General features: G+C 64.0%; 23 protein-coding genes. 4 read left to right on the forward strand and 19 right to left on the reverse strand.

The annotated features are described in order from the left end of the window. The first annotated feature begins 25 nt into the window (after positions 1–25). From VXM67_RS14295 to alkB, 4 genes are all read left to right on the forward strand, one after another. Positions 26–2260, forward strand: coding sequence for an Ig-like domain-containing protein (locus tag VXM67_RS14295; protein ID WP_023380641.1), 2235 nt, complete (start codon positions 26–28; stop codon positions 2258–2260). A gap of 15 nt (positions 2261–2275) precedes the next feature. After that, on the forward strand, positions 2276–2749 hold the full coding sequence (locus tag VXM67_RS14300) for a curlin-associated protein (RefSeq protein ID WP_023380642.1): 474 nt from the start codon (positions 2276–2278) through the stop codon (positions 2747–2749). A 16-nt stretch (positions 2750–2765) separates the two neighbouring features. After that, entirely contained in the window at positions 2766–4211 is a 1446-nt protein-coding gene (locus tag VXM67_RS14305) for a curlin-associated protein (protein WP_023380643.1), read from the forward strand. Positions 4212–4379: 168 nt separating this feature from the next. Further along, positions 4380–5024 (forward strand): DNA oxidative demethylase AlkB, encoded by a 645-nt coding sequence (gene alkB, locus VXM67_RS14310; RefSeq protein ID WP_027906924.1) that lies wholly within the window; start codon positions 4380–4382, stop codon positions 5022–5024. Positions 5025–5185: 161 nt separating this feature from the next. Here the strand turns inward: alkB and VXM67_RS14315 are convergent, their stop codons facing one another. From VXM67_RS14315 to mnxG, 19 genes are all read right to left on the reverse strand, one after another. Continuing rightward, complete coding sequence (locus VXM67_RS14315) at positions 5186–6037, reverse strand: CsgG/HfaB family protein (RefSeq protein WP_023380645.1); 852 nt, start codon at positions 6035–6037, stop codon at positions 5186–5188. 35 nt (positions 6038–6072) lie between these two features. Beyond that, entirely contained in the window at positions 6073–6486 is a 414-nt protein-coding gene (locus VXM67_RS14320) for a curli assembly protein CsgF (RefSeq protein ID WP_023380646.1), read from the reverse strand. After that, complete coding sequence (gene csgE / locus VXM67_RS14325; protein ID WP_023380647.1) at positions 6483–6875, reverse strand: curli production assembly/transport protein CsgE; 393 nt, start codon at positions 6873–6875, stop codon at positions 6483–6485. The genes VXM67_RS14320 and csgE overlap by 4 nt, the downstream gene beginning before the upstream one ends. Continuing rightward, positions 6872–7399: a type II secretion system protein gene (locus VXM67_RS14330; protein ID WP_027906923.1), complete on the reverse strand. Its 528-nt coding sequence runs from the start codon at positions 7397–7399 to the stop codon at positions 6872–6874. The genes csgE and VXM67_RS14330 overlap by 4 nt, the downstream gene beginning before the upstream one ends. Beyond that, complete coding sequence (locus VXM67_RS14335; protein WP_023380649.1) at positions 7374–7748, reverse strand: type II secretion system protein; 375 nt, start codon at positions 7746–7748, stop codon at positions 7374–7376. Before VXM67_RS14335 ends, VXM67_RS14330 begins: the two co-directional genes overlap by 26 nt. Positions 7749–7753: 5 nt before the next feature. Further along, positions 7754–8227, reverse strand: coding sequence for a type II secretion system protein (locus VXM67_RS14340; protein ID WP_023380650.1), 474 nt, complete (start codon positions 8225–8227; stop codon positions 7754–7756). Beyond that, positions 8224–10098, reverse strand: coding sequence for a secretin N-terminal domain-containing protein (locus VXM67_RS14345; protein ID WP_023380651.1), 1875 nt, complete (start codon positions 10096–10098; stop codon positions 8224–8226). The genes VXM67_RS14340 and VXM67_RS14345 overlap by 4 nt, the downstream gene beginning before the upstream one ends. Next, positions 10095–10595, reverse strand: a complete 501-nt coding sequence (locus VXM67_RS14350; RefSeq protein WP_023380652.1) for a hypothetical protein — start codon at positions 10593–10595, stop codon at positions 10095–10097. Before VXM67_RS14350 ends, VXM67_RS14345 begins: the two co-directional genes overlap by 4 nt. Further along, complete coding sequence (gene pilO / locus VXM67_RS14355; RefSeq protein WP_027906922.1) at positions 10595–11146, reverse strand: type 4a pilus biogenesis protein PilO; 552 nt, start codon at positions 11144–11146, stop codon at positions 10595–10597. The genes VXM67_RS14350 and pilO overlap by 1 nt, the downstream gene beginning before the upstream one ends. Continuing rightward, a complete protein-coding gene (locus tag VXM67_RS14360; protein WP_023380654.1) occupies positions 11133–11675 on the reverse strand; it encodes a PilN domain-containing protein in 543 nt (180 codons plus the stop codon). The genes pilO and VXM67_RS14360 overlap by 14 nt, the downstream gene beginning before the upstream one ends. Position 11676: 1 nt before the next feature. Continuing rightward, positions 11677–12456, reverse strand: coding sequence for a hypothetical protein (locus tag VXM67_RS14365; protein ID WP_367237101.1), 780 nt, complete (start codon positions 12454–12456; stop codon positions 11677–11679). Continuing rightward, complete coding sequence (locus tag VXM67_RS14370) at positions 12440–14215, reverse strand: GspE/PulE family protein (protein WP_027906921.1); 1776 nt, start codon at positions 14213–14215, stop codon at positions 12440–12442. Before VXM67_RS14370 ends, VXM67_RS14365 begins: the two co-directional genes overlap by 17 nt. A 60-nt stretch (positions 14216–14275) precedes the next feature. Then, the gene (locus tag VXM67_RS14375; RefSeq protein ID WP_027906920.1) at positions 14276–14812 is read right to left on the reverse strand and encodes a response regulator; all 537 of its coding nucleotides are present in this window, start codon (positions 14810–14812) and stop codon (positions 14276–14278) included. Positions 14813–15049: 237 nt separating this feature from the next. Next, positions 15050–15691: a SurA N-terminal domain-containing protein gene (locus VXM67_RS14380; protein ID WP_023380658.1), complete on the reverse strand. Its 642-nt coding sequence runs from the start codon at positions 15689–15691 to the stop codon at positions 15050–15052. Between the two features lie 12 nt (positions 15692–15703). After that, a complete protein-coding gene (locus tag VXM67_RS14385; protein WP_186598880.1) occupies positions 15704–17221 on the reverse strand; it encodes an ABC transporter substrate-binding protein in 1518 nt (505 codons plus the stop codon). A 149-nt stretch (positions 17222–17370) separates the two neighbouring features. Beyond that, complete coding sequence (locus tag VXM67_RS14390; protein WP_023380660.1) at positions 17371–18036, reverse strand: SCO family protein; 666 nt, start codon at positions 18034–18036, stop codon at positions 17371–17373. Next, positions 18033–18698: an SCO family protein gene (locus tag VXM67_RS14395; RefSeq protein WP_023380661.1), complete on the reverse strand. Its 666-nt coding sequence runs from the start codon at positions 18696–18698 to the stop codon at positions 18033–18035. The genes VXM67_RS14390 and VXM67_RS14395 overlap by 4 nt, the downstream gene beginning before the upstream one ends. After that, complete coding sequence (locus VXM67_RS14400; RefSeq protein ID WP_367237102.1) at positions 18695–20671, reverse strand: cytochrome D1 domain-containing protein; 1977 nt, start codon at positions 20669–20671, stop codon at positions 18695–18697. The genes VXM67_RS14395 and VXM67_RS14400 overlap by 4 nt, the downstream gene beginning before the upstream one ends. A gap of 16 nt (positions 20672–20687) precedes the next feature. Further along, a complete protein-coding gene (mnxG, locus tag VXM67_RS14405) occupies positions 20688–26543 on the reverse strand; it encodes a manganese-oxidizing multicopper oxidase MnxG (RefSeq protein WP_367237103.1) in 5856 nt (1951 codons plus the stop codon). Between the last annotated feature and the right edge of the window lie 107 nt (positions 26544–26650).

Raw genomic sequence — 26650 nt, forward strand, 5'->3', positions numbered from 1 at the left:
AAGGTTTCGCCTTCAAGGAGGCACCATGAACACTTGGTCTCGCCGGGCGCTGTGCGCCGCTGGTTTCACCCTGACCATCAGCAGCGCGGCCTGGGCCGCGCTGTCCGAAGTCGACCCCGGCCCCTATACCTTCGCCACCGGCGGTTACCCCATGTGGTACAAGGACGCGGACGGCCTGTCCCTGGAGTTGTGCCAGTCGCGGGCCACCAGTTCGCGGGTACCCAGCGCACCGGGCGCGCCTTCGTATATGTGCACCCTGCTCCCGGAACCGGGTGTCTACGATGACGCACTGCCGTTGGTGTTCCCCGATAACTGGCCGCCAGAGATGTTCTGGTTCCTGGCCGAGGCCACCATCCCGGCAGTCGGCAACAGCGGCTTCGAGCTTGAGGCTTACGTCGCCGGCGTCGAGGCGGCCTTCGCCGCCGAAAACCCGGTCGATGGCGATCAGCAGAGCTTCGCCCGCATCCGCATCCGCGTATCGGTTCCTACTGCAGGCACCTACAAGATCACCCACCCCTATGGCGTCGAGACGGTCAACGTGACCGCACCCGGACGCCGGGCGATCAACATCACCCGCGATATCGGCATCGGCGCGCCAGGCAACTTCACCGGTGCGCTGAACGGCGCAATCGGGCCGTTCCTGCGCGGGGCAGCCGGGCCGTACGTCGAGGTCAACCCGGACACCGGAGTCAGCGAAACCTTCGTCGGTGATCCGAACCGGACCGAGACTGTGCTCGGCAGCCCGTTCAATACCAACTTCATACTCATCGAAGGACCGAACGGCCTCAGCATCACGACCAATCAGTTCACCGTCTCCGGTAAAGTGCTGGACCAACGCGCACAGACCCCAGTGAGCCTGGAACGCGCCACCTACTCGCGCGACGGCTCCGGCACGCGCGTCGCAGTGTTCGCCAAAGCGCCAGGCGATGCCAACCTGTGCATGCGAAATGGCCTGGCACTGGTCGGTACGCCACCCTCGCCCTGCGAGTTCAACCTGTTGGCGGACAACAACGGACTGTTCTTCGCCCAGCAACTGAGTCAAGCAGCACCGCCTCCGGTAGTGGTGGTCACCGCCAGCAGCAGCACAGCGGCGACCCAACCCACGGCCCTGTCCAGCAAGCTGTCCGATATGGTCAACGTCAGTACCGCACGCTATGACTGGGCCAACAAACGCCTGGTGATCGAGGCGCGTTCCAGCGACGAAGTGGTGATTCCCGATCTGGTTGCCCAGGGCTACGGGCGCATGTCCAAGTCCGGAACCCTGCAGACGTTGACGGTCAACGACCTCAAGCAGCCACCAGCCACCGTCACGGTGAAATCCGCCCACGGCGGAAGTGATGTCGAGCCCGTGCTGGTGGTCGGCAATGCCCCGGTCGAAGCCGCCAACCAGCCGCCGCTGGCCCAGGCCGACACCGGCGCCACCAGCGTCGGCGTACCGATCACCCTCAACCTGCTGCTCAACGACAGTGACCCAGACGGCAACGTGCCGCTGACCCTCAGCGACCTCACCCAACCCGGTACGGGCCTGGGCGGCGTAGTCCTCAACGGCACGACCTCGGTGACCTACACCCCGCCAGCCGGGGCCACTCAGCCGGTGGTGGCCACCTTCACCTACCGGGCCATGGACGCCAAGGGCCTGAAGTCCGAGCCTGCCACTGTCACCATCAACGTTGCGCCCAACCAGGCCCCGACCGCCGTGGCCGACACCGTCAACACCCTGGGCGTCCCCATCACCATCAACGTATTGGCCAACGACACCGACCCTGAAGGCAACTTGCCGCTCACTGTCGCCAGTGTCAGCCAACCCGCTGCTGGCAGAGGCACAGTGACCACCGACGGCGCCACGGTCACCTATACCCCACCCGCCACCGTCACCACAGCCTTCCCGGCCACCTTCACCTATGTGGTACGTGACTCCATCGGCGCTACATCCACCCCTGGCACGGTCACGGTCAACGTGTCGCCACGGCCGGCTGCGGAGACTTTCACGGTCACCACCGCAACGGTCACGGCCCGCTCGAACAACCGTTACAACTGGGACTTCAGCGGTACCTCATCGGTGACCACCGGCAATGTCGTTACTGTCCGGGCGACCACCACCACCGGCGTGCAGACCCTAGGCACCGCCACAGTACCGGCCAACGGTCGCTGGCGTCTGTCGGTCAGCAACAGCACCACGGCGGTGCCGACGGCCAGCCCGACGGCGACGATAACCACCAGCCCCGGCACCACGCGCACCGTCAACGTGGTGGTGCAGTAAGGCAGGGAGAACGCCATGAAACGCCTGTACCTACTGCTGCTGTGCCTGGCCCTTGGCGGCCAGGCCAACGGCGCCGAGGACCTGATGGACAACGCTGACCTGGCGGCCGGCAACGACCTGGGTGACCCGGTGATCATCCGCCTGCTGCCGGCTGGCGCCGGCCAGGTAGCGGTGATCGAGCAGCAAGGCGCGGGCAACCGCGCCGCCCTCGACCAGAACGGCCAGGCCCTGCTGGGCCGCATCGTCCAGGGCGGGGGTGCGCAGGAGGCGTTCATCCTGCAGGAAGGCAGTGACCTGATGGCCAGCATTAGCCAACAGGGATATGGCAACAGCGCCTCGATCCGCCAGAGCGGCAGCAGCAACAGCGCGACCATCGAGCAGATCGGCAACAACAACAGCGCCAGCATCGAGCAGTCCGGCTCGGGACTCAGCAGCGCCGTGACCCAGGCCGGCAATGGCCAGCATGTTCAGATCACTCAATATCGATAGACCTGGAGGCACCACCATGTACAAGCTCGCCCCTTTAAGTGCCGCTATCGTCCTGGCCCTGGCCGGCCAGGCCATGGCCGACGACAGCAACTCGAACCAGTCCCAGAACGGTAACCAGAACATCGCCGAGGTGAGCCAAACCCTGGCTCCCTTCGCCTCGGCGACACAGAACCAGAGCGGCAAGGGTCACAATCACATGGCCCTGCAGGACGGCAGCACCAGTGACATTCAACAGAGCGCCACCGGCTCGTACAACGCCGGATACGGTGAGCAATACGGCGAGAACGGCAGCCAGATCCAGCAACAGGCAGGCGGCAACTACAACGATGCCTTCGCCAGCCAGTCCTACGGCGAAGGCAATCAGACGCTGCAGGTGCAACAAGGCAGCGAGAACCGCTCGACCATCTGGCAGGACATGCAGATGGGCAGCCAGGCCATCACCGGACAGACCGGCCAGCGCAACGAAGCGTTCGTCGAGCAAATGTTCGGTGGCACCAACAACAAGAGCGTGATAACCCAGGACGGTGCCGACAACTATGCGGCCGCCGAGCACCTGAACTACCTCGACGGCAACGTCCAGATCTATCAGGAAGGCAAGGAGAACTGGGCCTACGGCGACCAGCGCGACGGCACCGGTGGTGCCATTGGCATCAACCAGTATGGCACTGGCAACTCCGTGGAAGTCTGGCAAGACAACCAGATCGGCAGCCAGGCCAACGTCAGTCAGAGCGGCCAGCTCAACGAAGGCTATATCGACCAGAGTTTCGGCGAGGGCAACGTGGCCAACCTGTATCAGAACGGCAAGGGCAACGCCAGTTGGTCGGATCAGTTCGAGACCACCAACACCGTCGCCACCATTTCCCAGACAGGTAACAACAACCTGCACTTCACCTACCAGGAAGGCGACAGCCACAGCCTGAGCGTGACCACCAACGGTAACGGCAACAAGATCCAGGCGAGCAACTGGAAAGGCGACAAGCTCGGCGGCCAGTTCGGTGCCCGCCAACGCGCCGAGATCAACCAGAACGGCAATGGCAACACCGTCAATCTCACCCAGAACGACTCGGACAACCTGGCCCGCCTGAACCAGAAAGGCACCAACAACTCGATGACGACCGACCAGGCCGACACGTACAACGAGTTGTACTTCGAGCAAAACGGTACTGACAACGTATTGATCGCGTCCCAACGCGGCACCGACAACTATGCCTACGGCGAGACCAAGGGCAACACCAACACCATCACCCTCGACCAGTCGGGTACCGGCAACCAGAGCTACACCTATCAACTGTATGGGAGCGGCAACGAAGCCACCATCAAACAGACCGACACCTACAACGTGGCCTACGTGACCCAGGGTGGTCAGAACAACAAGGCCTTCGTCGACCAGAGTGGCGCTAACCAGAACGCCACCATCAGCCAGTTGGGCAGCGGCAACACGGCTACCGTGAACCAACACTGACCCCTTCCCCCTTTGAACCGCGGTGCTTCCTCTCCCTGGTGCCGCGGTTCCTTTTTTGCAAGCCACCCACACAGCGCCCCCCCAAATGTGGGAGCGCGTTTACCCGCGAATGGTCCAGCCGCACCAGCAGCGTTAGAATGACCACTCCCAACCGCCGATACCAGCGTAATGATCCAGTCCGATCTCGACCTGTTCGGTCCCCAGCCGCAACGCCTGGCCGTCCACACCGTGCTGCTGCCCGGCTTCGCCTTGGCCGAGATGGAGTCTCTGCTCGACGCCTTGCGCCCAGTGCTGCGTGCCGCACCCTTCAGGCACATGCAGACCCCAGGTGGCCAGCACATGGCGGTGGCCCTGACCAATTGCGGGGCGCTGGGTTGGGTCAGTGATGCGAAGGGGTACCGTTATACCCCGACCGATCCGCAAAGTGGCGAACCCTGGCCGGACCTGCCCCAGGTGTTACTAGGCCTCGCCCGGCGCGCAGCCGAGGTCGCGGGGTTCGAAGGTTTCGTACCGGATGCGTGCCTGGTCAACCACTATTTGCCCGGCACCCGGCTGAGCTTGCACCAGGACAAGAATGAACGGGATTTCAGCCAACCGATCGTGTCTATTTCACTGGGATTGCCCGCGGTGTTTCTGTTGGGCGGCTTGCTGCGCTCGGATCGGACCCAACGGGTACCACTGAGCCATGGCGATGTGATGGTCTGGGGTGGGGAGGACCGGCTGCGGTTTCACGGGGTGATGCCGGTCAAGCCCGGGGTTCATCCGCGAATGGGCGAGCGGCGGATCAACTTGACGTTGCGCAAGGCGGGTTGACGCCGCTGGTCGAACCCCGCTTTGGCAGACCTGTGGAAGGATTGGCACTGCTGGATGAAGCGGCACACACCCGGCTCGGTGCCAGGGTCAGCGTCATCCCTGTGGGTGCGGCCTTGGGCCGCTCCACAGCTGCAGTGCACGGCACTCGCCTGCATGCCGGCTCACTGCTGCTGATACTGGCTCAGGTACTTGTCCACCTCAGCCTTGCCATTGCCGGCCTCCCCCGCCACCTGCCACAAGCGCCGCTCGATCCCTTGCGCCAGCAGGTGCCCCACCGCCGCTTCGATCGCCGACAACACGCACAACTGCGCCGGTTCGTTGGTGGTGTACCCCACCTCTGCCTCGAGCAGCTTCTTGAATTCGATGAACTTGAACACTCCAGCATTGCGCCCGACCGAATAGATCGTCTTGCTGGTCATCACATTGGCCAACACTTGCCCGGTACGCACATCCACCGCCCGCAGGTTGACGGTCACCTGGTCGACCCGGTACTCGCGGGAGATGTCGATGCCCAGGTAGCGCGCGCCCTCGCCGCCGCTGCGCACGTTGGTGTCGTAGGCGATGATGCCGCCTTCGAGCATCAGGTTGGCAGCCTGCAGCGGTGGCAGCTCACCCTGGATGTTCTCGGGCACGTCCGCCTTTTTCTGCGAGGCGCGAATGATCTTGCGCTCGGTCAGCAAGTTCTGCAGGCCTTCACGCTCCAGCACCACGAACCAACCACTGGCATTCAGGGCATCCATCAGCATGCTGGCGGCTCCCTGGGTCACGCTGGTGGAGAACGAACTGGCCGGGGTTGGCTTGTACTGGCCCGTCTGGTCACGGAAGCCGTATACCACAGCCATCAGCCGTCCTTTGGGGCGCGGCATGTTGATCAGATCGTAGTAGGTCGAGGCCCTGGGCGTCAGGGTCGGGGTCTCGGAGTCCTGTTCGGCCGGCATCGGCTCGCGCAGGCTGCAACCTTGCAAGCCTTGCAGGGCGGCGAGAATCAGCAGTGTGCTCAGAAATCGTTTCATGATGCGCTCTCCCCAAAATCGAAAACCTGTCCCTCTCAGGGGTTCAGGCCGCTGACCTCGATGATCGACGTCTCTCCCGTGGCGCGGTCGGTGACCTTGATGCTCAGGGCACCCGAGTCGTCGATCACGTCGATCAGGAAGGAATCGGTGGACATGCTCCCGGTCTTGCCGTTGCTGATGTTGTCCAGCAGTTGCGACAACATCCGCGACTCCAACTGGTTGCTGAAGCGTTCCAGGGCCGAGGTACCGCCGAAGGCTTTGCTACGGTCCTTGAGGTCCGGGTCTTCGTAGTCGTTCTGGGCCTGGGCATTGTTCAACAGCCAGGTGCCGTTGAGCGGGTTGCCGCCGAACGCGGGGTTGACCGGGGTGTACACCAGCTCCGTGGCCTGGCTGGCCAAGGCACAGGCCGCCAGGCACATGGCGACGCAACGGGGAACATGGGTGTTCATAGCTCATCCCTCTCCAGATCAGTGGTGTCCTGCAGCAGGCGTTGCAACTTGCGTTGGATGATCTGCTGCTTGACCAGGTCGGCGGCCGCGACGGCCTCTTCTTTGAGTTGGGTGGTATTGGGTGGCAGAAAACGCCGGTACAGCACCTCCCGTTCGTACTCCACCGTGACCAGGCTGCCCCACCGGGCATCCGGGCGTTCGCGCACCACCAGGTTGAAATCCAGGCGGCTGGTAGCGCGCAGCCGGTCGGTGAAGTCGTTGTAGAAGTTGTGGCCGATGTGCGAGATGGTGTTATCGACGATGAACCCCATCATCTCGTCCTCACCACCGGCCTGAGCCAGCGGGCCTGCCAGCAGCAGACTCAGGTACACGGCTGCCAGGCGGGTCATGGCGCTTCTCCCCCACCGGCGTGGGTACGGCTGCCGCCAGCGCTTTCACCGAAGGACTGTTCGGCGACGAACTGCCAGTCGCTGTAATGTTCCAGCCCTTCGAAGGCTGACCATTGGCTGTCGAAGCCCGAGCGCTTGAAGGGGGTCGCATCCGAACGACTGAACACACCGGTGATGCGCCCATCGATCGAGCGCAGCAGGCCCCAGTCGGCGGTGCCGGTCACTGGGTCGGGGTACAGCTTGCGGATGTGCCGCTTGGCTTCGGGGAAGCGGTTGTCCTGCAGCAGGTCGGCCAATTCCTGTGGGTACTGGGCCAGGCCAGGAGACGCCCGGTAGTAGCTGCGCAGGGCCTGGGCGTATTGGCCACCGACCCACAGCAACTGCCGTTCGCGCTCACGCTGGGCGGCGCTGGACCACACCGTGCCGGTAGCGGCCAGGGCCATGCTGCTAACGGCAATCAGCAACAGTACGCCCAGGTAGGTGAAGCCTGCGCAGGCTTTACCATTCGGCATAGAGGCTGCCATCACGCGCCCTCCCTGTGGCACCACTCTTGATATCCGCCACGCCGCCCGCGACGCCCTCCGGAGGGGGCACTAGCTGCCAGGCATCGCTGCGTTCGGTGATCGGGTCGACCGGGGTGTTGCGCAGGTAGCGTTGCTCCACCAGTTGCTCCAGGGATTCTGGGTAGTGCCCTGTATCGCCGTAGTAGTGATCCAGCGCCTCGCGGAGCACCGCCAGGCTCTGGCGCAATGTTGCCTCGCGGGAGCTCTCCAGGCTGTTGAAGTAACGCGGCATGGCGATGGTCATCAACGTGGCGATGATCGCCATCACCACCAGCAGTTCGATCAGGGTGAAGCCGCGGCTGCGTTTCATGGCGTTCACCATTGCCCGTAGGGGATGTCGTTGAGGCCTTTGCCACGGGCCTTGGAGTACACATCGAACACGTCCTCGCCTGGGCGGGGGTTGTCCGGGTCGCTGTCGTAGGCTCGCAGGCCCCAGCCACCTTGGTCCTGATCCTTTGCCGCGAGCATCGGGTCGTGGGGGATGCGACGCAGGAAGTAGAACTTGGCCCCTTTGGCGCTGCGCACATCGCGCACGCCGTCCACCAGCACCTGCAGGCTCGGCGGATAGCCGCTGGCATTCAATCGCTTCTCGATATAGCCGGCATCGAAGGCGCGCTTGTAGGCGTCGATGCCGTCGCGGATCTGGTACAGCGCTTCGCGCAGTTGCTGCTCCTTGCCACGGCGCACCACGGTTTCGGTCAAGGGCGCCGCCATGCTGGCGAGCAGCCCGAGCAGTGCCAGGGTCAGCACCACTTCGATCAGGCTGAAACCTTGCTGATGGCGTTTCATGGCCGTGGGCTCGCCTTGGTTGGCATGCCTGCCATTTGGCTGTCGACCACTGGTGCATCGTCATCCTCGGCCGGGGTCTCGCTCGGCGCTTCGCTGGACGGCAGTGGTTGGCGCATCTGGCGAACCTGCATCGCCGACTCAGTGCCGGTGCCGAATTCCATGTCCGAGGGGCTCTGGTACGGCAGGTTGCGTACGATGCGCGGGGTGATCGCCAGCACCAGCTCGGACTTGCTCATGTCATCTTTGTTGCTGCCGAACAAGCGGCCCAGCCCCGGAATGTCGCCAAGGCCCGGGATCTTGTTACCGCTGGCGTTGTGGTCGTTGCGCACCAGACCGGCCAGCACCTGGGTTTCACCGTCGTGCAGGCGCAAGCTGGTCTGGGCGTTACGGGTATCGACCTGGACCGGAATGGTGCCCTGACGGGTGGCCTCCAACGGCGTGGCGTTGCTGACCTCGAGCGCCACCTTGATCGCCACTTCGTTGTTCAGGTGCACTGTCGGCTGGACTTCGAGCTTCAGGCCCACATCCAGGTAGGTAACGCTTTCGGTGATGACCGGGCCTTGGGTGGACGGCACCGAGGTGGCGCTGATGATCGGTACCCGCTGGCCGATGTGGATACGCGCCTGTTCGCGGTTGCTCACGCGGATCACCGGGCTGGCCAAGGTGTTGATGTCCTTGTCCTGGGCATTGATCTTGGCCTGGGGCGCCGGCGAGATACTGATGCGGCTGGAGTCGATGCCTCGCAACTGGTCCAGCACGCTGACCGACTTGCCGTCATCGGTCAGCACGCCAAACGTGTTCGGCCATTGCAGGCCGAGGTCGAGGATGCGTGACCGGGCCACTTCCATCACCTCCACTTCCAGCACCACCTCTGGGTTGGACTGGTCCTGGGACTGCAGCAGCTTCTCGGCCATGCGGATGGCGTCCGGGGTGTCACGCATGGTCAGGGTGTTCAGGCGCTCGTCGACGAACACGTCGCGGGTCTTGAGCATGGTCTTGACCATGTTCAACGCGGTGTTGGCGTCGATGCTGGTCAGGTAGAAGGTGCGCATGACCAGTTCCTGATAGTCCTTGGTCTTTTGTGGCGAGTCGGGATAGACCAGCAGCGTGTTGTCGTTGACGATCTTCTGGCGCAGCTGGTTCTGCTCCAGCAGCAGGGCCACGGCATCCTCGATGCGCACCTCACGAACGAAAATGGTGGCTTTGATGTCCGGGCGCAGGTCTTTGTCGAAGATGAAGTTGATGCCCGCTACCTGCGACAGCACCTCGAAGATGGTCTTGAGGTTGGCATCGCGAAACTCAAGGGTCACCGGGCGTTCGAGCTTGCTGCGCAGCTGCGGGAACGGCTGGGCGGTGCGGGCCTGGACGTTCTCGATGTCGCTACGCAGCATGATGCCCTTCTGGTTCTGTGGGTCGAGGCGCAGCACTTCACGCATGTAGCGCTCGGCGCCGAACAGATCGCCCTGGCGCAACGCGGCCTGGCCCAGGGCCACGCGGTCATCGAGGGTACGCATCAACTCCAGCTGGCGGATGCCTTCCTGGGCGCGGCGGTTGTTCGGCTCGATGGTGAGCACCCGGCCATACCCCAACCGGGCGCCAGCGAAATCGTGGCGGATGCGGTCGGAATCGGCCTGGCCCAGCAGCGCCTCGACCGCGGCCTGGCGCCCATGGGCCAGGGCGATGTTCAGCTCGGTGTCGCGCGGGTCTTCGCGCAGCGCCTCTTCCAGGCGGGCGATACCCGCCTCGTACTGGCCTTCCTTCATCAGCTCGGCGCTGTCCTTGCGTACCGCACTGGAGCCACACCCTGCGATGGCCACGCACAGGGCCAACAGCAAGAACGGAGCAGGCTTGCACGACTTCGATGGCTTCATGGTGCGCTCCCGACAGACAAGGTCTGCGACTGATGCAAGGGCAGGTAGACCAGGTCCAGCTCGTTGGCCGAGACCCGATCGAGGCGGTAGGTATCGTCAATCACGTCGCCCTGGCGCACGACGTAGAGTTTTTCGCCGCGCTGCAGGAAGATCTGCAGGTCGTCGCGGTCGCCAAGGCGTCCAACGAACTGGAACGGCAGCTCGGGTGCGGTCGGGGCAACGGCCACGACAGGCGCTGCCTGGACAGGCTGTTCGGTGACAATGGCCAGGGCCTGGGGTCGGGTCCATTGCTGGCTGGGGAACAGATCTTTGGAAGCGTGTTCTGGTGTGATCGCCACCCTTTCGGTTGCGACCTGTTTCGTGCCCGTCGTTGGCGCCGGCTTGCCAGCGATGGAGTCTGACGCCTGGTCTTCGCCGAACCAGTGCCCAGGCGCCCAGGCCAGGGCCGCCGACACCCCGAGAAAGCCGATCCACATCACTGCGCGCTGAGTGTTCATCACGACCTCGACAGATAAAGGGTCATGCGCAGGCGGCCATTGAGCTCGCGGTCGCCAATGCGTTTGCGTTGCAATTCAAGGTCTTCCAGCACCAGGGTCGGCAGTTGGTTGAGCAAGCCTTTGAGGAAGCCGCGGATCTGCAGGTAGCTGCCACGTACCGGCAGCACGATCTGGTAGCGTGCCAACTGGGTCTTGGGGTCGATGCCCAGCGCATATTCGCCTCGCGCCAAGCTGATGTGCTCTGCGCTAGCCAGGTGGTACATGCGCTCGATCAATGCGCTGGCCTGGGGCTGCCCTGGCAATTGCTGGCGCAGGCTGTCGAGCGCCTGTTGCTCAGGCTTCACGGCGATTTTCAGTTCGCCACGCTTGACCCGTTCCACCTGCGCACTGGCATCGGCCTCGTCGGCGCGCAGCTCGCGCACGGTTTGCCATTGCGGCAACAGAGCGCCAATCGCCATCGCCAGGGCCAGTGTGCCAAGGGTCATCGCAGCAAGTCCCACAGGACCGAATCGGCGCAGCTGTTCGTGAAGTATCAGACTAGGGACGCGCATGGCCGGTCTCCCAGGTGGCGGTCAGGGTGAAACGCACGGGGTGCTCCGGCTGGCCGGATACCACTTCGTGGTTGAGCAGCGACACGTCGCTGAGCTCGGCGCTGGCTTCCAGGCGCTGGTGGTACTGCAGCATCGCCTCCAGGTTGCGTGCCTCGGCGGCGATGCGCACCTGGCCTTTGCGGGCGTCGGGGGTCAGGGTCAGCAGCGCCACGTCTTCCTGCGGCTGCGCTTCGAGCATGCTGAATAGCTGCTGCCAGGGGCGCTGCAGTTGCTGTGAGACGCTGCGCATCTGCGCCAGGCGTTCAGCCTGCTCGCGGCTGGCGGCGCTGTTCTGCGGGGCGGCGGTGGCCGGACGGCGGCCCAACTGCAGCTCCAGGTTGTGCACCTGGGCCTCCAGGGCGATCTGCTCGGCCTGAAGCTGTTGCAAAACCAGCAGCAGTGCGCTCAGCAGCACACCGCCCACGGCCAGTAGCGACCACGCCAAGGGCCCGCTGCGCCGGGGCTGGAACTCCAGGTCGAGGCGGCGCATGTCAGGCCACCGCCCGCCACATGGCGCACAGCGGGTCGGCCTCGCTGGCCGGCTGGCACAGCTGGACCGCCTCCAGTTGCGGCACGTCGCCCCGCCCCGGCGCGTGCAGGTAGACACGTGGCGGATGCTCGCCGTACAGCTCGCAAGTGCGCTCGATCAGCGCTTGCAAGGCCTGGTCAGTGTCGGCGCAGCCTTGCGCGAGCACCTGCTGCCAGGCGCCACCTGCGGCCAACAGCAGCACGCTGCGGCGCGGTTCGGCCAGCACGAACAGAAAGTCCCCCTGTTCCAGCCGCGCCGAGCAGCGGTTGTAGGCGGCCATCAAGTAAGGTTGTACCGAGCGCAGGTTCAGGCGGCTTTCCCGACCGAGGGCCTGCAGTCCTTGCAGCAAGGCCTCCGGCAGCGCGGTGGCGATACGGGCGCTGCCGGCTGGCTCTGGCGACAGCACAATGCGCCAATCCTCTAGCGACTGCCCGTAGAGGTTCTCGAAGCACGCCCGGGCGTAGGCATCGAGCTCACGCGGATGGTGGATGGCATCGCTCCAGGGCACCAAGCAGAAACGGCTGTAGCGGGCCGACAGCAGTACCCGTAACGGTGCTCCACGCACCGCATGCTCGGCCACCAGCCCGGCCAGCGCCTCCAGGGCAGGCACCCAGTTCGGTTGGGCGGCGTCGCAGCTAAACTCGCGGCTGCCGAGCCATTGGTGGTGGTTGGCGTGCAAGCGACCCAGGCCGACACCTTCGGCGCCAAGCACGGCGCAGAAACGATCAGATGAATGTGACACGGTTGATCTCCTCAAGGGTGGTACGGCCCTCGCGGACCAGGTCCAGGGCCGACGCCCGCAGCAGGCGCAGGCCGCGCTGGCAGGCCAGCGACTTGATCTGCGACACGGGGCGGCGTTCGACGATCATCTGCCGCAGGTCGTCGTCCAGGTGCAGTAACTCGGCGATGGCGCTACGCCCGCGATAGCCACTTCCACGGCACTGGCCGCAGCCCTGGGCGCGCACGAACGACCAACCGACGACCGCTTCCCTGGTCAACCCCGAGGCGGCCAGTGTTTCGTCATCTGGTTGATGGGCCGTGGCGCAGTGGGGACAGGCCAGGCGGATCAGGCGCTGCGCGAGCACGGCATTGAGTGCCGAAACGAAGCTGTACGGGTCGACCTGCATCTGGCTGAAGCGGCCGATCACATCGAAGACGTTGTTGGCGTGGATGGTGGTGAACACCAGGTGACCGGTAAGCGCCGATTGCACGGCGATCTGTGCGGTATCCGGGTCGCGAATCTCTCCGACGAGGATCTTGTCCGGGTCATGACGCAGGATCGAACGCAGCCCGCGGGCGAAGGTCAGGCCCTTTTTCTCGTTGACCGGTATTTGCAGCACACCCGGCAGCTGGTACTCGACCGGGTCCTCGATGGTGATGATCTTGTCCACCCCGTGGTTGATCTCGCTGATCATTGCGTACAGGGTGGTGGTCTTGCCGCTGCCGGTGGGGCCGGTGACCAGAATCATGCCGTAGGGTTCGGCGGCCAGCCGGCGCAGGGCGCGCAGGGTTTCGTCGGCAAAACCCAGGGCCTGCAACTGCACGCCGCTGACGTGGTCGGACAAGTCTTGCTTGTCGAGTACCCGCAGCACCGCGTCTTCGCCAAAGATGCTGGGCATGATCGAGACCCGGAAGTCGATCTGCCGCTCGCCCACGGCGACCTTGAAGCGGCCGTCCTGAGGGACGCGCTTCTCGCCGATATCCAGCTCGGCCATGACCTTGATCCGTGAGATGACCTGGTCGGCGAACGCACTGCCGCTGGCTTTGCCGGCGCCATTTAGCACGCCGTCGATGCGGTACTTGATCGTCAGGCCCTGACCGGTCATGCCCAGGTGGATGTCACTGGCATGCTGCTTGAGGGCATCGTACAGCGTCGAGTTGACCAGCTTGACCACGCGACTCTGGTCTTCGCTGATGCTGGCCAGCGACAGGCGTTGCAGCGGGTCGCTCTCGTTGCTGGCCTCGTTTTCGTGGCCCAGGGCATCGACCGCGTGGAAGCTTTCTTCATGGCGGGCCAGGAAAGTGGCCAGGTCGGCAGCGTGGGTCAGGTACAGTGGCGCACCTTGCAGAATGTCGTCGATCCAGGCCAGCCGGGCCGGTTCGAAGGGGTCGGCGAACACACCCAGGCGCTCCCCGCCCTGCTCAATCAGTACGAACTCGCGTTTCAGGCACTGGGCCAGGCTGACCGTGTCGAAGCAGGCGGTGCTGGCCAGCAGCGCCTGGCTGCCCAGCACTGGGTAATGCAGGGTGGCGCCAAGGCGACGGGTGAAGGTATCGGGGGCATCGTTGGCCAGGCGTTCGAGGCAGGTAAGCAGGCGTTCACCGCAAGCTTGCTGGCGGGCCTGGGCCAGGAGCTCACGGGGGTATGCAACCCATGCCGAGGTGTCCGCCGATTCGGCGCCGTCTCGGCGTGCAAAGCCGTCCTGTGGGAGGGGGTTTACCCGCGAAAGGGCCGGTGCAGGCTCAGAGGCTTCCTTGGCTGTATCGACGACATCGGTCATGGCCTGCGACTCCGCTCAGGGGCGCGTCGCTGGCTGCTTCAGTCAGGGCCGCGGGCGCCGCTATTCCCCGGTGAGCAGTTGATCGTCGTCAGGTTCTGGAGGCTTGGCGCCATGACGGCGGCGATCGGCCAGTACCCAGCTGCCATCGTACAACTGCAAGGGGAACGATTCGTTCCTGTTCTGGCGTCGTTCGACGAACCCTTCGGCTGGGTGGTCCGTAGCCCTGCGCTGGCGTTGCATGCCCATCAGGTCGAAGATCACGCGGGCCAGTTCCGCCAATGGGAACGGCTTGAACAGGACATGGGTCACTCCCAGTTCGGCGGCTCGCTCACGGACCTCAACGGTCGGGTGGGCGGTGATCAGCACGAAGTGGCATTGCCTGTTCTTCTCACGCGCGCTCTGCAGAACCTGAAAACCCTCCATATCGGGCAAGCGGTAATCCAGCACGATCACATCCGGCGCCAGGCTCTCAGCCAGGCCAATACCGCTGGCACCGTCGTGGGCAACATGGACTTCCAGGCCTTGCGCCTGCAAATACGACTGCAGGTTCTGCGCAAGGGTCTGTTCGTCATCGACTACCAATACTCTGTTCACCAAGGTCGACTCCCAAGAACTACCCGGTTACCCAGTCTGCGAAGTGCGGCCTCGATAAGGCTTGAGCAGGCTTCGTGCCAGGCGTGAAGGGTCATGTTGCACCACTGTAAGTCATTGATTTGGCAGGCGTGTTCCGAACGCTTCACGCCAAGGATGTGCTCGGTTCCCCACTTCCGGGGGAGGTGATAGCACATTGCCAAGCCGGGTTTCCCCAGCATTGGGGAAACGCTACTGCCGGGCTCAGTCGGCGACCTCCACTGTAGCGGAATCTCGCAAACGTTGGCGCACGGCTTGCCGCGCCTGAGCTTGCAATTGCTCGATGAGCGCGGCCCTGGCCAGTTCCAGCCCTTGTTCCGGTATGACAGAAGGGTTATCACTTTGGTTCTGCGTTCCTTGCAGTCTTTGTCGATTGGCTCGGTAGAACGCCTCTACTTCGGGCTTGCCAGGCTCATCGACGACGCTTAGCTGGGCATAGACCTGCTGCGCGGCCAGTTCGTGACGCACGTAATCAGCGTAATTTGCCCTATCGAACCCCGCCTCTGCCAGCTTTCGTTCGAACACCGCCGGGCTGCCGAACGCCGCTTCCAGCTGGCTGACCTGAGCCGATACCTCCTCGTCGCTGATGACGATGCCGCGTCGTTGGGCTTCCTGCCAGAGCAGTTCCTTGTCGATCAATTCATCCAGCGCCTGGTCGCGAAGGCGCTTGTACAGGCCCGGATTGCGGATACTGGTCACAGCCCTGCCCTGGGCATCGAGGTATTCGCTGAAGTAGCGCTCCAAGCGCATTACACCGATTTCCACACCATTGACCCGCGCCGCTGGTTGCTCTGCCCAACCGGTGCTGGAAAGCAACCATAACAGCGCCAGCATCAGCATACGCATGGCCACCTCCACTCAAGGCATTTCCGGCAACGGCCGGTACGGGGCGACGGCGGTGAAGCGCGGCCCAGGCAATGACACGGCCACCACATGAGCGCCCGCCATGCCTTGGCGACGACCGGGGCCGAAGTTGAGGGCCGGAGTGAGGCCCGTGTTGACGTCATGCAAACCTTCCAGCGCCACCACCAGTCGTTCGCGACTAGCGTCGCGACCGATTTGCTTCAAGGCGTCGGTCAACAGGCGCAAGGCGCACAAGGTGTTGACCTGCAGCGAAGCCTGGCGCGGGTCCAGTCCCTGGCGGCGTTGTACGCCGGCCAAGGTCGCCAGGCCGTTCTCGGTCCAGTCATCGGGCACGAACGGATAGGCCAGGAATACACGCTGCGACCATTGCGATGGCAACTGCGCCACAGCGCCCGCCACCTGACTGGAGGCCGCCAGCAAATAAGGATCGCGACCGGCTGCCTGCAGTGCACTGGCCAGTTCGGTGAAGGCCTGCGCACGACCGACGAACACAATGCCCTGCGCCTCCAGCGCCTGGCCGGCGAACAACTGCGCAGGCCTGGTAGCCCAGCCCTGCTTGTGCAAGCGTTCACGTACCTGCTCGGCCAACGATGCCTGTTCGGCGCCGGCGTAGACCACCTGCAAGCCATCGGCAGGCACACCCAGGGCCGTCCGTGCGTGCTCGGCCAGGCTCAATAACTGCGCGGGCAACCCTGGTAGAGGGTCGAATATCTGCGCGCTGCCGCCGCTGCGTGGTGTGCTGCCCACCAACGGCACACCACGCTGCTCGAGCGCAGCCACCAGCTGTTCATCGAGCATCGGTGCCAAGGGTGAAATCAACGCGAACACCTGCTGCTCGTCCAGCAGGCGTTCGAGTGCCTGGCTGGCGCTGGAGGGATCATTGCCTGGGTCCCGCACCACCAGCTCCAGACGCCGGCCGTGGATGCCACCCTGCTGGTTGAGCTGTGCCAGGCCATCCTCAATGACGGCGCGCACCACATGGCCAGCGTCGGCCAACGGCCCGCTGCCGGGCAACAGCGTGCCCAAACGCAGCACGTCCTCCTCGACACCAGGGTCGCGATCGTCGCTCAGCCGCTTTAGGTAGGCGGTCAGGTTGCGCTGGTCGGCCAAGGTCAGTTCGAAGCGTGGCATTGCCGCGTCCAGGCGGTTGCCAGCAGGGTCGATACCCTGCTGGATCGCGCGCGCCAGGGTGCTGTCGGTGTAGGCAGGGTAGCTACGGCCATTGGTTTGGCGCTCGCCTTGGCCAAGCCCCAGACGCGACCAGTCCAGGCTTGGTGGACGAACTCCGCCTTCGGCGCGGCCACGCCCATCGGCACCGTGGCAACTGGCGCAGGGCAGCACGTGGGCCGGCACGGTCAGGCCACTGGCACCGACCCGCGCCAACAGCTGGGCTTCGCTGCTGGAAATGCCTTCGCGGTAAAGGCGCTTGCCGGCCTGCTCGTGCTCGGTCAGATCCAGGGCCTGGGCGCAGAAACTCGATAGCAGGCTCAGGCACAGAACGCCTCCTCGCATCGCGCTGAGCGCGGATGTGGGAGTCAGTCGGAACGAGAGCGCGCACTGCGGCCCCTTCGCGGCACAACGCCGCTCCCATAGGGAATGCGCAGGCGTGGCGACCATGAACAGTCGGCGCATGGCCAAGAACACGGGGCCGCACATGGTGTTCACCGACCTGCAAGGGGTTGGGCCAACAGCTGCATACGCTGGGCGATGGCCTCTGGCGGTGCGTCCGGACGGATCTTGCTCCAGCGTTTGCCTGCCACATCCCCGGCAATCAACTGGGTCGAATGCTGTTCGGGGCTAGGCAGGAACTGGCCGATACGCCCCAGCACCAGGTCGACACTGGCCTTGTCACCGGTCAGGAACAGCCAGTTGGGGCCATCGACACCTTGCTTACGGGCATAGGCCTTTAGCGCAGCAGGCGTGTCGTTTAGCGGGTCGCTGCTGATGGAGATGAAAGTCACCTGGTTGGCCAGTTCCGGCCCCATGGCGGTTCGTACCTCCTGCAACTTGCGAGTGATCAGCGGACAGGCGTCGTTACAGTGGGTGAAGATTACGTTCAGCATCACCACCTTGTCCTTGAGCACATCACTGTAGAAGCGCAGCGCGCGACCGTTCTGGTCCACCAGCAGGGTGTCGGTGAACCAGGTGTGGGCGTCGCGGGTGCCGCCGCCACTGCTGTACGCGTGCGGTGCCGGTTGTGGCGCCGGGGCATCCGGCGCATGGCCGTCGTGAGCCAACGCCACCGAGGTGAGGATCCACAGGCAACCGACAAGCATCAGCCAGTCGAAACTACGCATGCCGCAACGGCGAGAGGTCAGGCTGCTCATGGTTGCACCTCGGACTGCTCAGGGTTGGCGGCGATCGCCGTGCTCTTGGCGTGCACCCGGCGGGCGCTGAGGCGGTTGATTTCCTCGATCAGCACGGCCGGGTCGGTAAAGCCGTAATAGCGCGTCCAGTGGCCGCTGCGACCGTCGCCTACCAGAATCAGGGGCGGATGCTGGCGCAGGTCGGCGCTGAAGCTCCCCAGGCCCTTGAGGGTCTCGCTGATGGCATAGGGCGAGCCGGTCAGCCAGCTCCAGCCAGGCCCATGCTGGAAGGCCTTGGCATAGTCGCGCAGGCGCTTGGCGTCATCGCGCTGGGGGTCGACGCTGATCGACACCAGTTGGATCTCCTCACCTACGCGGCCGCCCAGTTGCTGCTGCACCTTGCCCATGATCGAAGACACCACGGGGCACACCGTGGTGCAACGGGTGTAGATGAAGCCCATGACCACCAGACGCTCGCCCACCAGGTCTGTCTCCAGGCGCACCGGCATGCCGTTCTGGTCCAGCAGTGCCACATCGGCAAAACGAACGCTGGCCTTCTCCTGACGCGCAGCCGGAGGTTGCTCGGCGGCACCGCTGTGGTCGTGGCCGGCGTGGGCCTGCGCCAGGTTGCTGGCCAGGACCAGGCTCAGGGCAAGCACTTTGCAAGCATGCAGGCTGTTCATCGCACACTCCTAGTTTCAGCTTCAGGGGCTTTTGACACGGTGGCCGGCAGGACACGCAGGCTGGTGTAGTTTTCCTCGGCGAACTTGCGACCCAGCGAAGGCGACTGGACATGCAGGTACCAGGCGCCCGCCTCGGGCAGGTTCAGCGCAGCCTGGTAGACCCCCTCGCCCACTTCCTTCAACGCCTCGGTGCGCGGCATTGAAGAAGGTGCCAGGAAGTAGCGCAGGCTCAGGTCGCTCAACCCTTCGCGTGGCTTGCCGTCATCGCCGAGAATGCGTACCCGAGCGGTGAACGCGCCCTGTTGCGCCAGAGGTTGGTCGGTGCCGATGAATTCGGCATGGGCACCCTTGCGTCTGAGCGCATTGGGAGCGCTCGTCACATCGGTACTGAAGCAGTGGATGATCTGCGGTTGGTTGAGCAGGAAGGCGACATCGAACTTGCCGGCCGCCGGCAGTTTCACCGTCGAACCATACACACCCGGCGCCAGTTCGCGCAGGCTGCGGTCGATGACGATGGCGGCGCGGGCCTGGTGGCCCCGGTTGTTGTAGCCGGACATAGGGGCATTCATGCCCTCGGCATAGAAGTAGGTGGTGTTGTCTACCGGGTTGACCACGAACACCGAGTTGTCATCGCGTGACACCGACAGGCCTTGTGCGAGCGGCAAGTCACCCGCCTGGCGCGGCGCGGCGGGGCCGGCTTCGAACCCCTGGGTGATTGGCTCACGTCCCTCGCCCAGGCTGCTGAGGTTGATCATGCTGACTTTGGGCGAGGCCAGGCCGCGCACATAGGCATAACCTTTGGTGAAGGTCAGCTGGTACGGTTCGGCTGCGACTGGGATGCGGTGGATCAAAACGTCGGTACTGGCATCGATGACCAGGGCCTGGCTCTCCAGCGTGTTCAGCACGATGCCGTAGCGACCGTCGCTGCTAAAGCGCATCGGTCCCAGGCCCTGCTCTGCCTTGATGATGTGGCGCAATTGATGACTGCGGGCATCGAACACCCGCACCGAGCCCTCCTTGCCATCGACCACATAGATCGCCTGGGACAGCTGCGAATAGGCCACCGAAAGCGGGTGCGGGCCTACCTGCAGGGTCTTGAGCAGGCGCATTTCGGGGATATCGATGATGCTGAGCGTGCCGCCATCGCGGTTGGTGATGAAGGCGTAGCGCGAGTCGCCGCTAAACGCGATTTCGTGGTGGCCGGAACCGGTGGCGAACGATTTCAGCGTCGTGCGTGCGGGTATGTCGATCACGGTCACCCCGCCCTTGGCCGGGTCGTCGCTGTTGTTGCCGACCCATAGCCGATGCTGGTCTGGCTGCAGCGCAACGCGCACAGGCTGATCGCCGGCGTCGAGCGTTGCCACGCGGGTGAAGGTTTCAGTGTCGATCACCGCCACCTTGCCGCGCTCTGGGATCGACACGAACACCTGTTTGTCGTCACCCGTGGCAGTCCAGTCCATCGGCCGCCCTGGCAGTTCGATGCGCGCCAAGGTACTGGTCACGCCGCCGACCGATACGGTAGGGTCGATCACGGTCAGGCTGGCGTCCTTGTTCAGCACGAGGAGGAAGTAGCTGTTGAGGTCGAGCAAGGGCCTGGCACCGATGCTGCTTTTGAGGAACAGCGCCACCCTCGCCTTGCAGCTGTTGTCACGCTCGCCGCTGGGTGCCGACTGGGCCGGGTCGATCCAGGCACCCGGCGCCATGCCCGACAGCGGCTGACCGCTGGTCTGGTCGCTCACCTTGAAGCGGATGTTGGCGAAATCGCCCTCGCGCAACTCGCCACCGGCCAGTGGCCGCGCCTCGAACTCCACGGTCACGCCGTCCCGGCTCATCCGGTGCAGGGCCTGCTCGTTGGCAGCCTCTTGCAACAACTCGCGAGGGTCGCACCAGAGCTTCTCATACGCAACGCCCAGGCCGATCAGCGCAACCCCCAGCATTACCCCCATCAAAGCAGGGCGAGTCTTCTTGTTCATGCTCGCGTTCCCCTCGTCACTGCGCTGGCGCCGTCGTCGGCGGTGCTTCGTTGGTTACCCGCAGGATGCCCCACAGCCCGGAAAGGTTGCCGTAAGCGGCATAGTCGCGGAACAGGTAGTCGCCTGGTATGGCATTGGCGCCCCCGGCACTTGGCAGCATGAAGCTGAAGTGCGCGGCTGGCAGCACACTCTCCTGGGCACCTATGTACATCGACATCGGGTTGTAGCCGAAGCGGACCGATCCGATCCCCGGCAAGCTGCTCGGGTAGCCATCGACATCGTTCTTCTCTGCCTGGTACGCGTGCAGTGGCCACAGATGCCCGTCCAGCTGGTAGGTCATGCCTCGGCTGCCCCCACTGGGCATGACGATGTGGTTGCGCACCGCCTGGCCAGGCTTGGCATACAGCACCGGGGTCAGCGGGTCGCCACCGACCAGGGCGTTGCTGTAGGCCATGTGGGCATTGGGCACGTCACCAAAGCCCAGGCCATCGGCGCGGCCGAACGGTGAGTCCGGGGCCATGCCGAAGCGCAGCCACAGCGGTTCGGTCTTGTAGTTGACGGCCATGTTGCCGTTGTCCTGGGGATCGCCCGCCGCCCCATTGCCCTCGGTGTTGATGCCTTCCACTGGACGGCCATCAGCCCAACGCATGTTCAGCGCTCGTTGCCAGACCGTGACGAAGTCGCGGTAGTCCGGCTGGCCAGAGACCTTCACCGTGGCCTGGGCGCGGCTGGCAGTGTCCTCGGTCCAGGTCGCGGTTTGCGGCAGGATGCTCATGGCGCCCACCAGGCCTTTCTGCGGCTGTTTGATGACGTCCGAAGGGGTCAGGTTGAGGCCACCGAACTCGATGGGGGTGGTGTTGATGTTGTCCACCGTGCGCCCCAGTTGCAGCGCCGGCTTGCCCTCCCGTTCCAGATGCCCGGCGTAGTACTGGTACACCTTGGTCGGGTAGGCACCACTGGTACCAGTGCGTGGTGGAACGGTCTGCACCGGGTTCAGGCCCACGTTCACGCCATCGGACTTGGTGATGTCATAGGCCAGCAGTTGCGCGTGCAGGCCCACATGGCTGGACGGACGCATCAGGTTGTTGGCGAAGGCTGTGGAACCTTCGCTGTCGAAGCGGTCGCGCTTGACCACGTTGTGCATCACGGCGGTACTTGGCAGGTCTGGCATCACCAAGGGCAGACGGTTTTCCAGGGTGATGCTGATGCAATCGCCTGCGTTGGCGCGCAGAATCAGCGGCTCCACCGGCACCCCCGCCTTGAGCTTACCGGTGGTGGCGTCCAGGTCGGCCTTGCGCACGTACAGCACGGCGGTGGGGTCATGCAGCGGTGCGCTGTGGCCACCGATGGTGAAGGTCCCACCGTCCTCCGGATCGACACCCGAGACTTGCGCGATGCTGGTCCTGCGGCTGTTGAACACCAGCGTGCCGCCATTGGCCTTGAGCGGTCCGCCGACATGCTGGCCAATACCGGCAGGGTCGTTGATGCTGACCCCGTTGCGGTTTTCCAGAATGTCGTTGGCCAGCGCCGCAACGATCTCGTAGTTGCGCTTGACCGTCGTACGGGTGCCGATGCCATTGGGGTTGGCGGTGGTTTTCGGGCAGATACCGTCAAAGTTCACCGTGTTACGCATCGCCACCGGCTGTGGGTTGTTAGGCAGCGGGTAGAGGTCGGCGCGTTGGGCGGTATAGTTGCGCATGATGCCCCAGATGCCGTTCCAGTAGCCCTCGAGTGCCGCATCGAGGGAGTACAGATAATCGCCATTGGTCGCGGCAGAACTGGAGATCATCGACACCGGCGCCATGAAGCCCAGCTGCTCGGAAATACCGATCATCTGCGAGGACTTCCAACCCGAGTTGGAGCTGTTGCCGAAGCCGCTGCCGTTCTGCAGCCACTTGACACCGTGCAGAGTGACGTTGTGCTCCTCTTCATGCCCACCAGCGTGCATGCGCAGGCGGACGTTGTCGCCCGAGTAGGTGCGCAGCATTGGGGTGAACGGGTCGCCTGGCTCGCTGCCAGCCTTGTTGATGTGCGGCGGGAACAGCGTGGTGCCACCGGTAGGCCCGACTGCCGAGGTGATCGCCGAAGGCGCCAGGTTCATTGCCGGAATCGCGCGGTCGGTCCGGCTTTGCAGGGCATAGCTCAGGTCGCCGCCGAGGCCGTCGGCCTGCATGCCACGCTTGCCGTCCGGACCGACCTTGTTCGGGTCGAACACACGCAGGGCAAGCGGCTCGTTGCGATAGTTGACGACGAACATGCCGGGGTCGTCCACGGAGATCGCCTGCGGGCATGGGCGGGTCGGGCAGCCAGGGTTGATGCCGCCGCGTTCTTCGACGATCGCTTCCAGCAGGTTCGACGCCTTACCCCGCACTGGCGGGTTGATGGCGTAGCGGAAACTATCGCCGGTAGCCGGATAGGCCTGACCATTGGGGATGCCGTCGGGACCGGCACCTACATACACGCCGGCTTCATAGGCATGCTGGAAGTCGCTGTACTCCAGGAAGAACTCGCGATAGCTGTCGTTCTTGCCGTCCCCATCGTTATCCCCCGTCTGGATTACTGCCTGCCACGAGGTTGGGCCGCCGTCCTGGCGCAGGGCCGGGTTGTACAATTGCTCGCCGGTTTCGGCGTGGTACCAGGTGGACCCTGCGGGTTCAGCCAGCACGGTGGCGTACAAGCCCAGTTGCTGGTGGGTCGATGGGCCGAGGTGGTCGTGGGTGAAGATGGTGCCCAAGCCACGGTCGACGTTGTACACGTTGACCAGTGGGTCGGCGAACCAACGCTGCATTGCCGAGCGCGCGCCGAGCCAGTCGGCCCTGCCGAAGCGACCGAAATACGGATGTTGCTTGGCTTTCGGGCAGGCAGCGGTGCCGTCCCGCGCGTCGCCTTCACTGCAGTTGTTGAAGGAACGGATGGCAGCTATGCGCTCGACGACGCTGCCAGGCGAGAGAATGCCGTCTTCATAGTTCCAGCCGTTGGCCGAACCATCGGCCGCCGTGAGATCCCATTTCGGTAAGTGAATGTGCTGCCCGATCACATCGGTCGGGGTACGTACCTGGTAGTCGTCCATTTCATAGAACGACGGGATCAGGTTGGTGTGCGTGTACATCGTGCAGTCGAAGGTGTTCATGCGCATCACCAGCGGCTCGGGTGGACGCTGCTTGGTGATGACCGGCCAGGCGTCCTCCCAGAGTGAGAGAATACGCGCCTGCGGGAAGTGGTAGCCGACCTTGTTGTACACCGCGTCGAACTGGATGTTGGCAGCTTTGTAGATACGTGGACGGTCGGCGGTGAAGGTGGACGAGCCGCGGAAGCTCATGCCCATCAGGCTTTCACCACTGAAGAAATCACCGGGGCCCGAGGTTTGGGTCAGGCGTTTGCCTCGGTCATCCATGCACGGCTCATAGAAGGGTGCACCCGCGGTTGGCAGTGCACCGTTGGTGCGAAACGCCTTGGCAACCGGCTGGCTACCGGGGATGAGCGCATAGCTTGGGTGTTCGGCCTTGGCGTGGAACTGCATGGCCGCCTGCTCGACGTCGGTACCTTCTTCCGGCAAGTAGATGGGCTTGGCCTTTTCAACCACCTTGGAGAAGTCCAGCTTGGTCATGGTGGTGACAGCCTCGCCACCTGCGGATACGCCGTCGAGTGCATGGCGGCCCAGCCCCCCGTCCCAGCCATCGACCTGGTTCGGGTCGAGGTTGGCCCACAGGGCCTTGCCGCTGTCCCTCAGTTGTCGGGCCAACGCCGGGTCGAGCATGTCCAGCGGTGGGGTCGGTGGCCGTTGGCCCACACTGCTTTCCATGCCGCCGATCCAGAACGGATAGCCGGGATTCTTCAGTGTGCCATCGGCGTTGCGGTTGGCCTCGGTACGGTCCACCAGTGCCAGTGAGCCCACCGCCTTGGCTACTGCAGGCTCATGACCATGATCGTCGTCACCCTCCTCTTGACCCTCGTTTTCTTCCTGCCCAGCCACCAGGGACTCGGACAGCTTTGGCACCACCACGACCTTGCCTGGCATCGGCGCCATGGCCTTGCCCGGGAGCGGCACGATGGCCGGAATTGGCGTACCGGCGACAATCTCGCCGTCAGGCAAAGCACGGGCGCCCGCAGCGGGTTTGCCGCTGCGCAAGGCGAATGGCGTGCTGTGGTAGCCGCTCTCGCCCTGCCCGCTGACCTCCAGGCGCGTGCCTTCCTCGAACACATCGTGCACCCGCCACATTGCCCACATGCCTTGCGCGAAGTGTGGGTAGAAATGGCAGTGGTAGATGGCATCGCCTGCCACACGGTTACGGTTGCCCGAGCCACCGTTGGCGATTTCGTAGGTGTAGCCGATACCCGGCCCGATACCTTGGGCATCGATGTAGTCGGAGTTGTCGTCATTGGGGTTGAACAGCCACTGGTGCCCGTGCAAGTGGAAAATGTGCTGTTCATGACCGTTATGAGTGTTGCGGAATTTGGTGAAATCACCGATGTAGCTGTGGTGCACGTTGGCCGGCTCCGCCGGGTACAGCGCCATGCTGGCCTTGACGCCGATGGCACTGGCCGGTGGTACTTCGCCTGGGCGGATGTGCTCCAGGCCAACGTTGGCCGGGACATCCACCAGGGTACCGATGTCTCCTACGGTATGGGCGCTCAGGAAGAACTCTTCATACGCGCACGACAGGCAGTCGTGCATCGGCCCAACGCCCAGGCGATTGGCCACCACCTCCGCGCCCATGCCGCCAGAGCCATAGTTGATCATGAACGAGTCGCGGGCCGGCTCCAGCACATGCCCCATCACCGGGTCGGCCCAATAGCCAGGAAACGCCTGGGTGCCTGCGACTTCATCGGCAAACTGCGAGGCGAAGTCGCGGAAGGCTTCCAGCCGGTTTGGCAATGCCGGGTTGCGTTTATTGATGCTTTCCAGCGGGTAGGTCGAGCGCGGGAAACTGCCGTCCGGGTTGGGCCCCATGACGATCGCATCGGTGTCGCTGCTGAGAATCTCGTTGCCGTCGACCATGGCGATGATCGGCTTGCCGGCCTTGCCTTCGGCGATCCAGGGTTCGACCTGCGGGTATCGCGCTTCGTAGTCGATTACCGGCTGGCCGGTGGCAGTACGCCCCGTCGTGGCCAGGCGCATTTCCTCTTCAGTCAACGTGTTTCGGTAAGTACGACCCAGTTTGGGTACCACCACCACCTGCCCGAACAAGCCGTTGGCAACATTGCCAGCGGCACCTTCGCCGCCAAAGGTCGCGGCCTTGCTGGTGGCTGCAAATGCGCCTTCACGCTCGGCATACAGGGTGTAACTGCGAGTACTGCCGGGCGCAACCAGGAAATTGCCGTTACGACCGGTGTTGGCAGAGATGTCGGCAATGCTGTTGACCGCCTGCATGCCATTGACCTGGAAGCCGACCAGTCGCTCGGCGACCTGCTCATCGGCAACGAAACCTTCGCCGCCTTCATTCTCGACCTGGTTCTCGACTTCCGCCTCCCCCTCGCCTTCAGGTGCTTCCACATCGAAGCCATGTTTGTTGGGGTTGGCCTTGTAATCGAGCAGGTTGGTCAGGTTGACGGTCAGGCAATCACCGGCAGCCACCCGCAGCACGATCGGCCGCGGGCGCTTGTCCGGGCGCAGGGTGACCTTACCCGGTACGGCCCCACCGCCATTGCTGAGCGGTACGAGGTTTTCATCCACCACATCCTGGCGGAGTGCGAACATCATGCCGTTGGCGTTTTGTGCGCCGAGGCGGTTGAACATCAGGGGCTGGTCCAATGCCACCACGTTGGCGACCAAGGTGCGCTGGCACTGCACCGCCGCTTCGCTGGTAGCCTGCCAACCGAAGACGGCCAGCACGAGTGAGGTCAGGACAGAGCCTTTGATCGGGGTCGACATGCTGCACCTCCGGGACACAGGTAAACTGCGAGGAGACGGAGCAAGGTGTATGCCATTTGGTAAAATGGCAGTATTTTCAATTACTTGAACAATCTACCGAACGGTAT

The organism is Pseudomonas sp. Rh2 (genome assembly GCF_040762985.1).
GTDB lineage: Bacteria > Pseudomonadota > Gammaproteobacteria > Pseudomonadales > Pseudomonadaceae > Aquipseudomonas > Aquipseudomonas taiwanensis.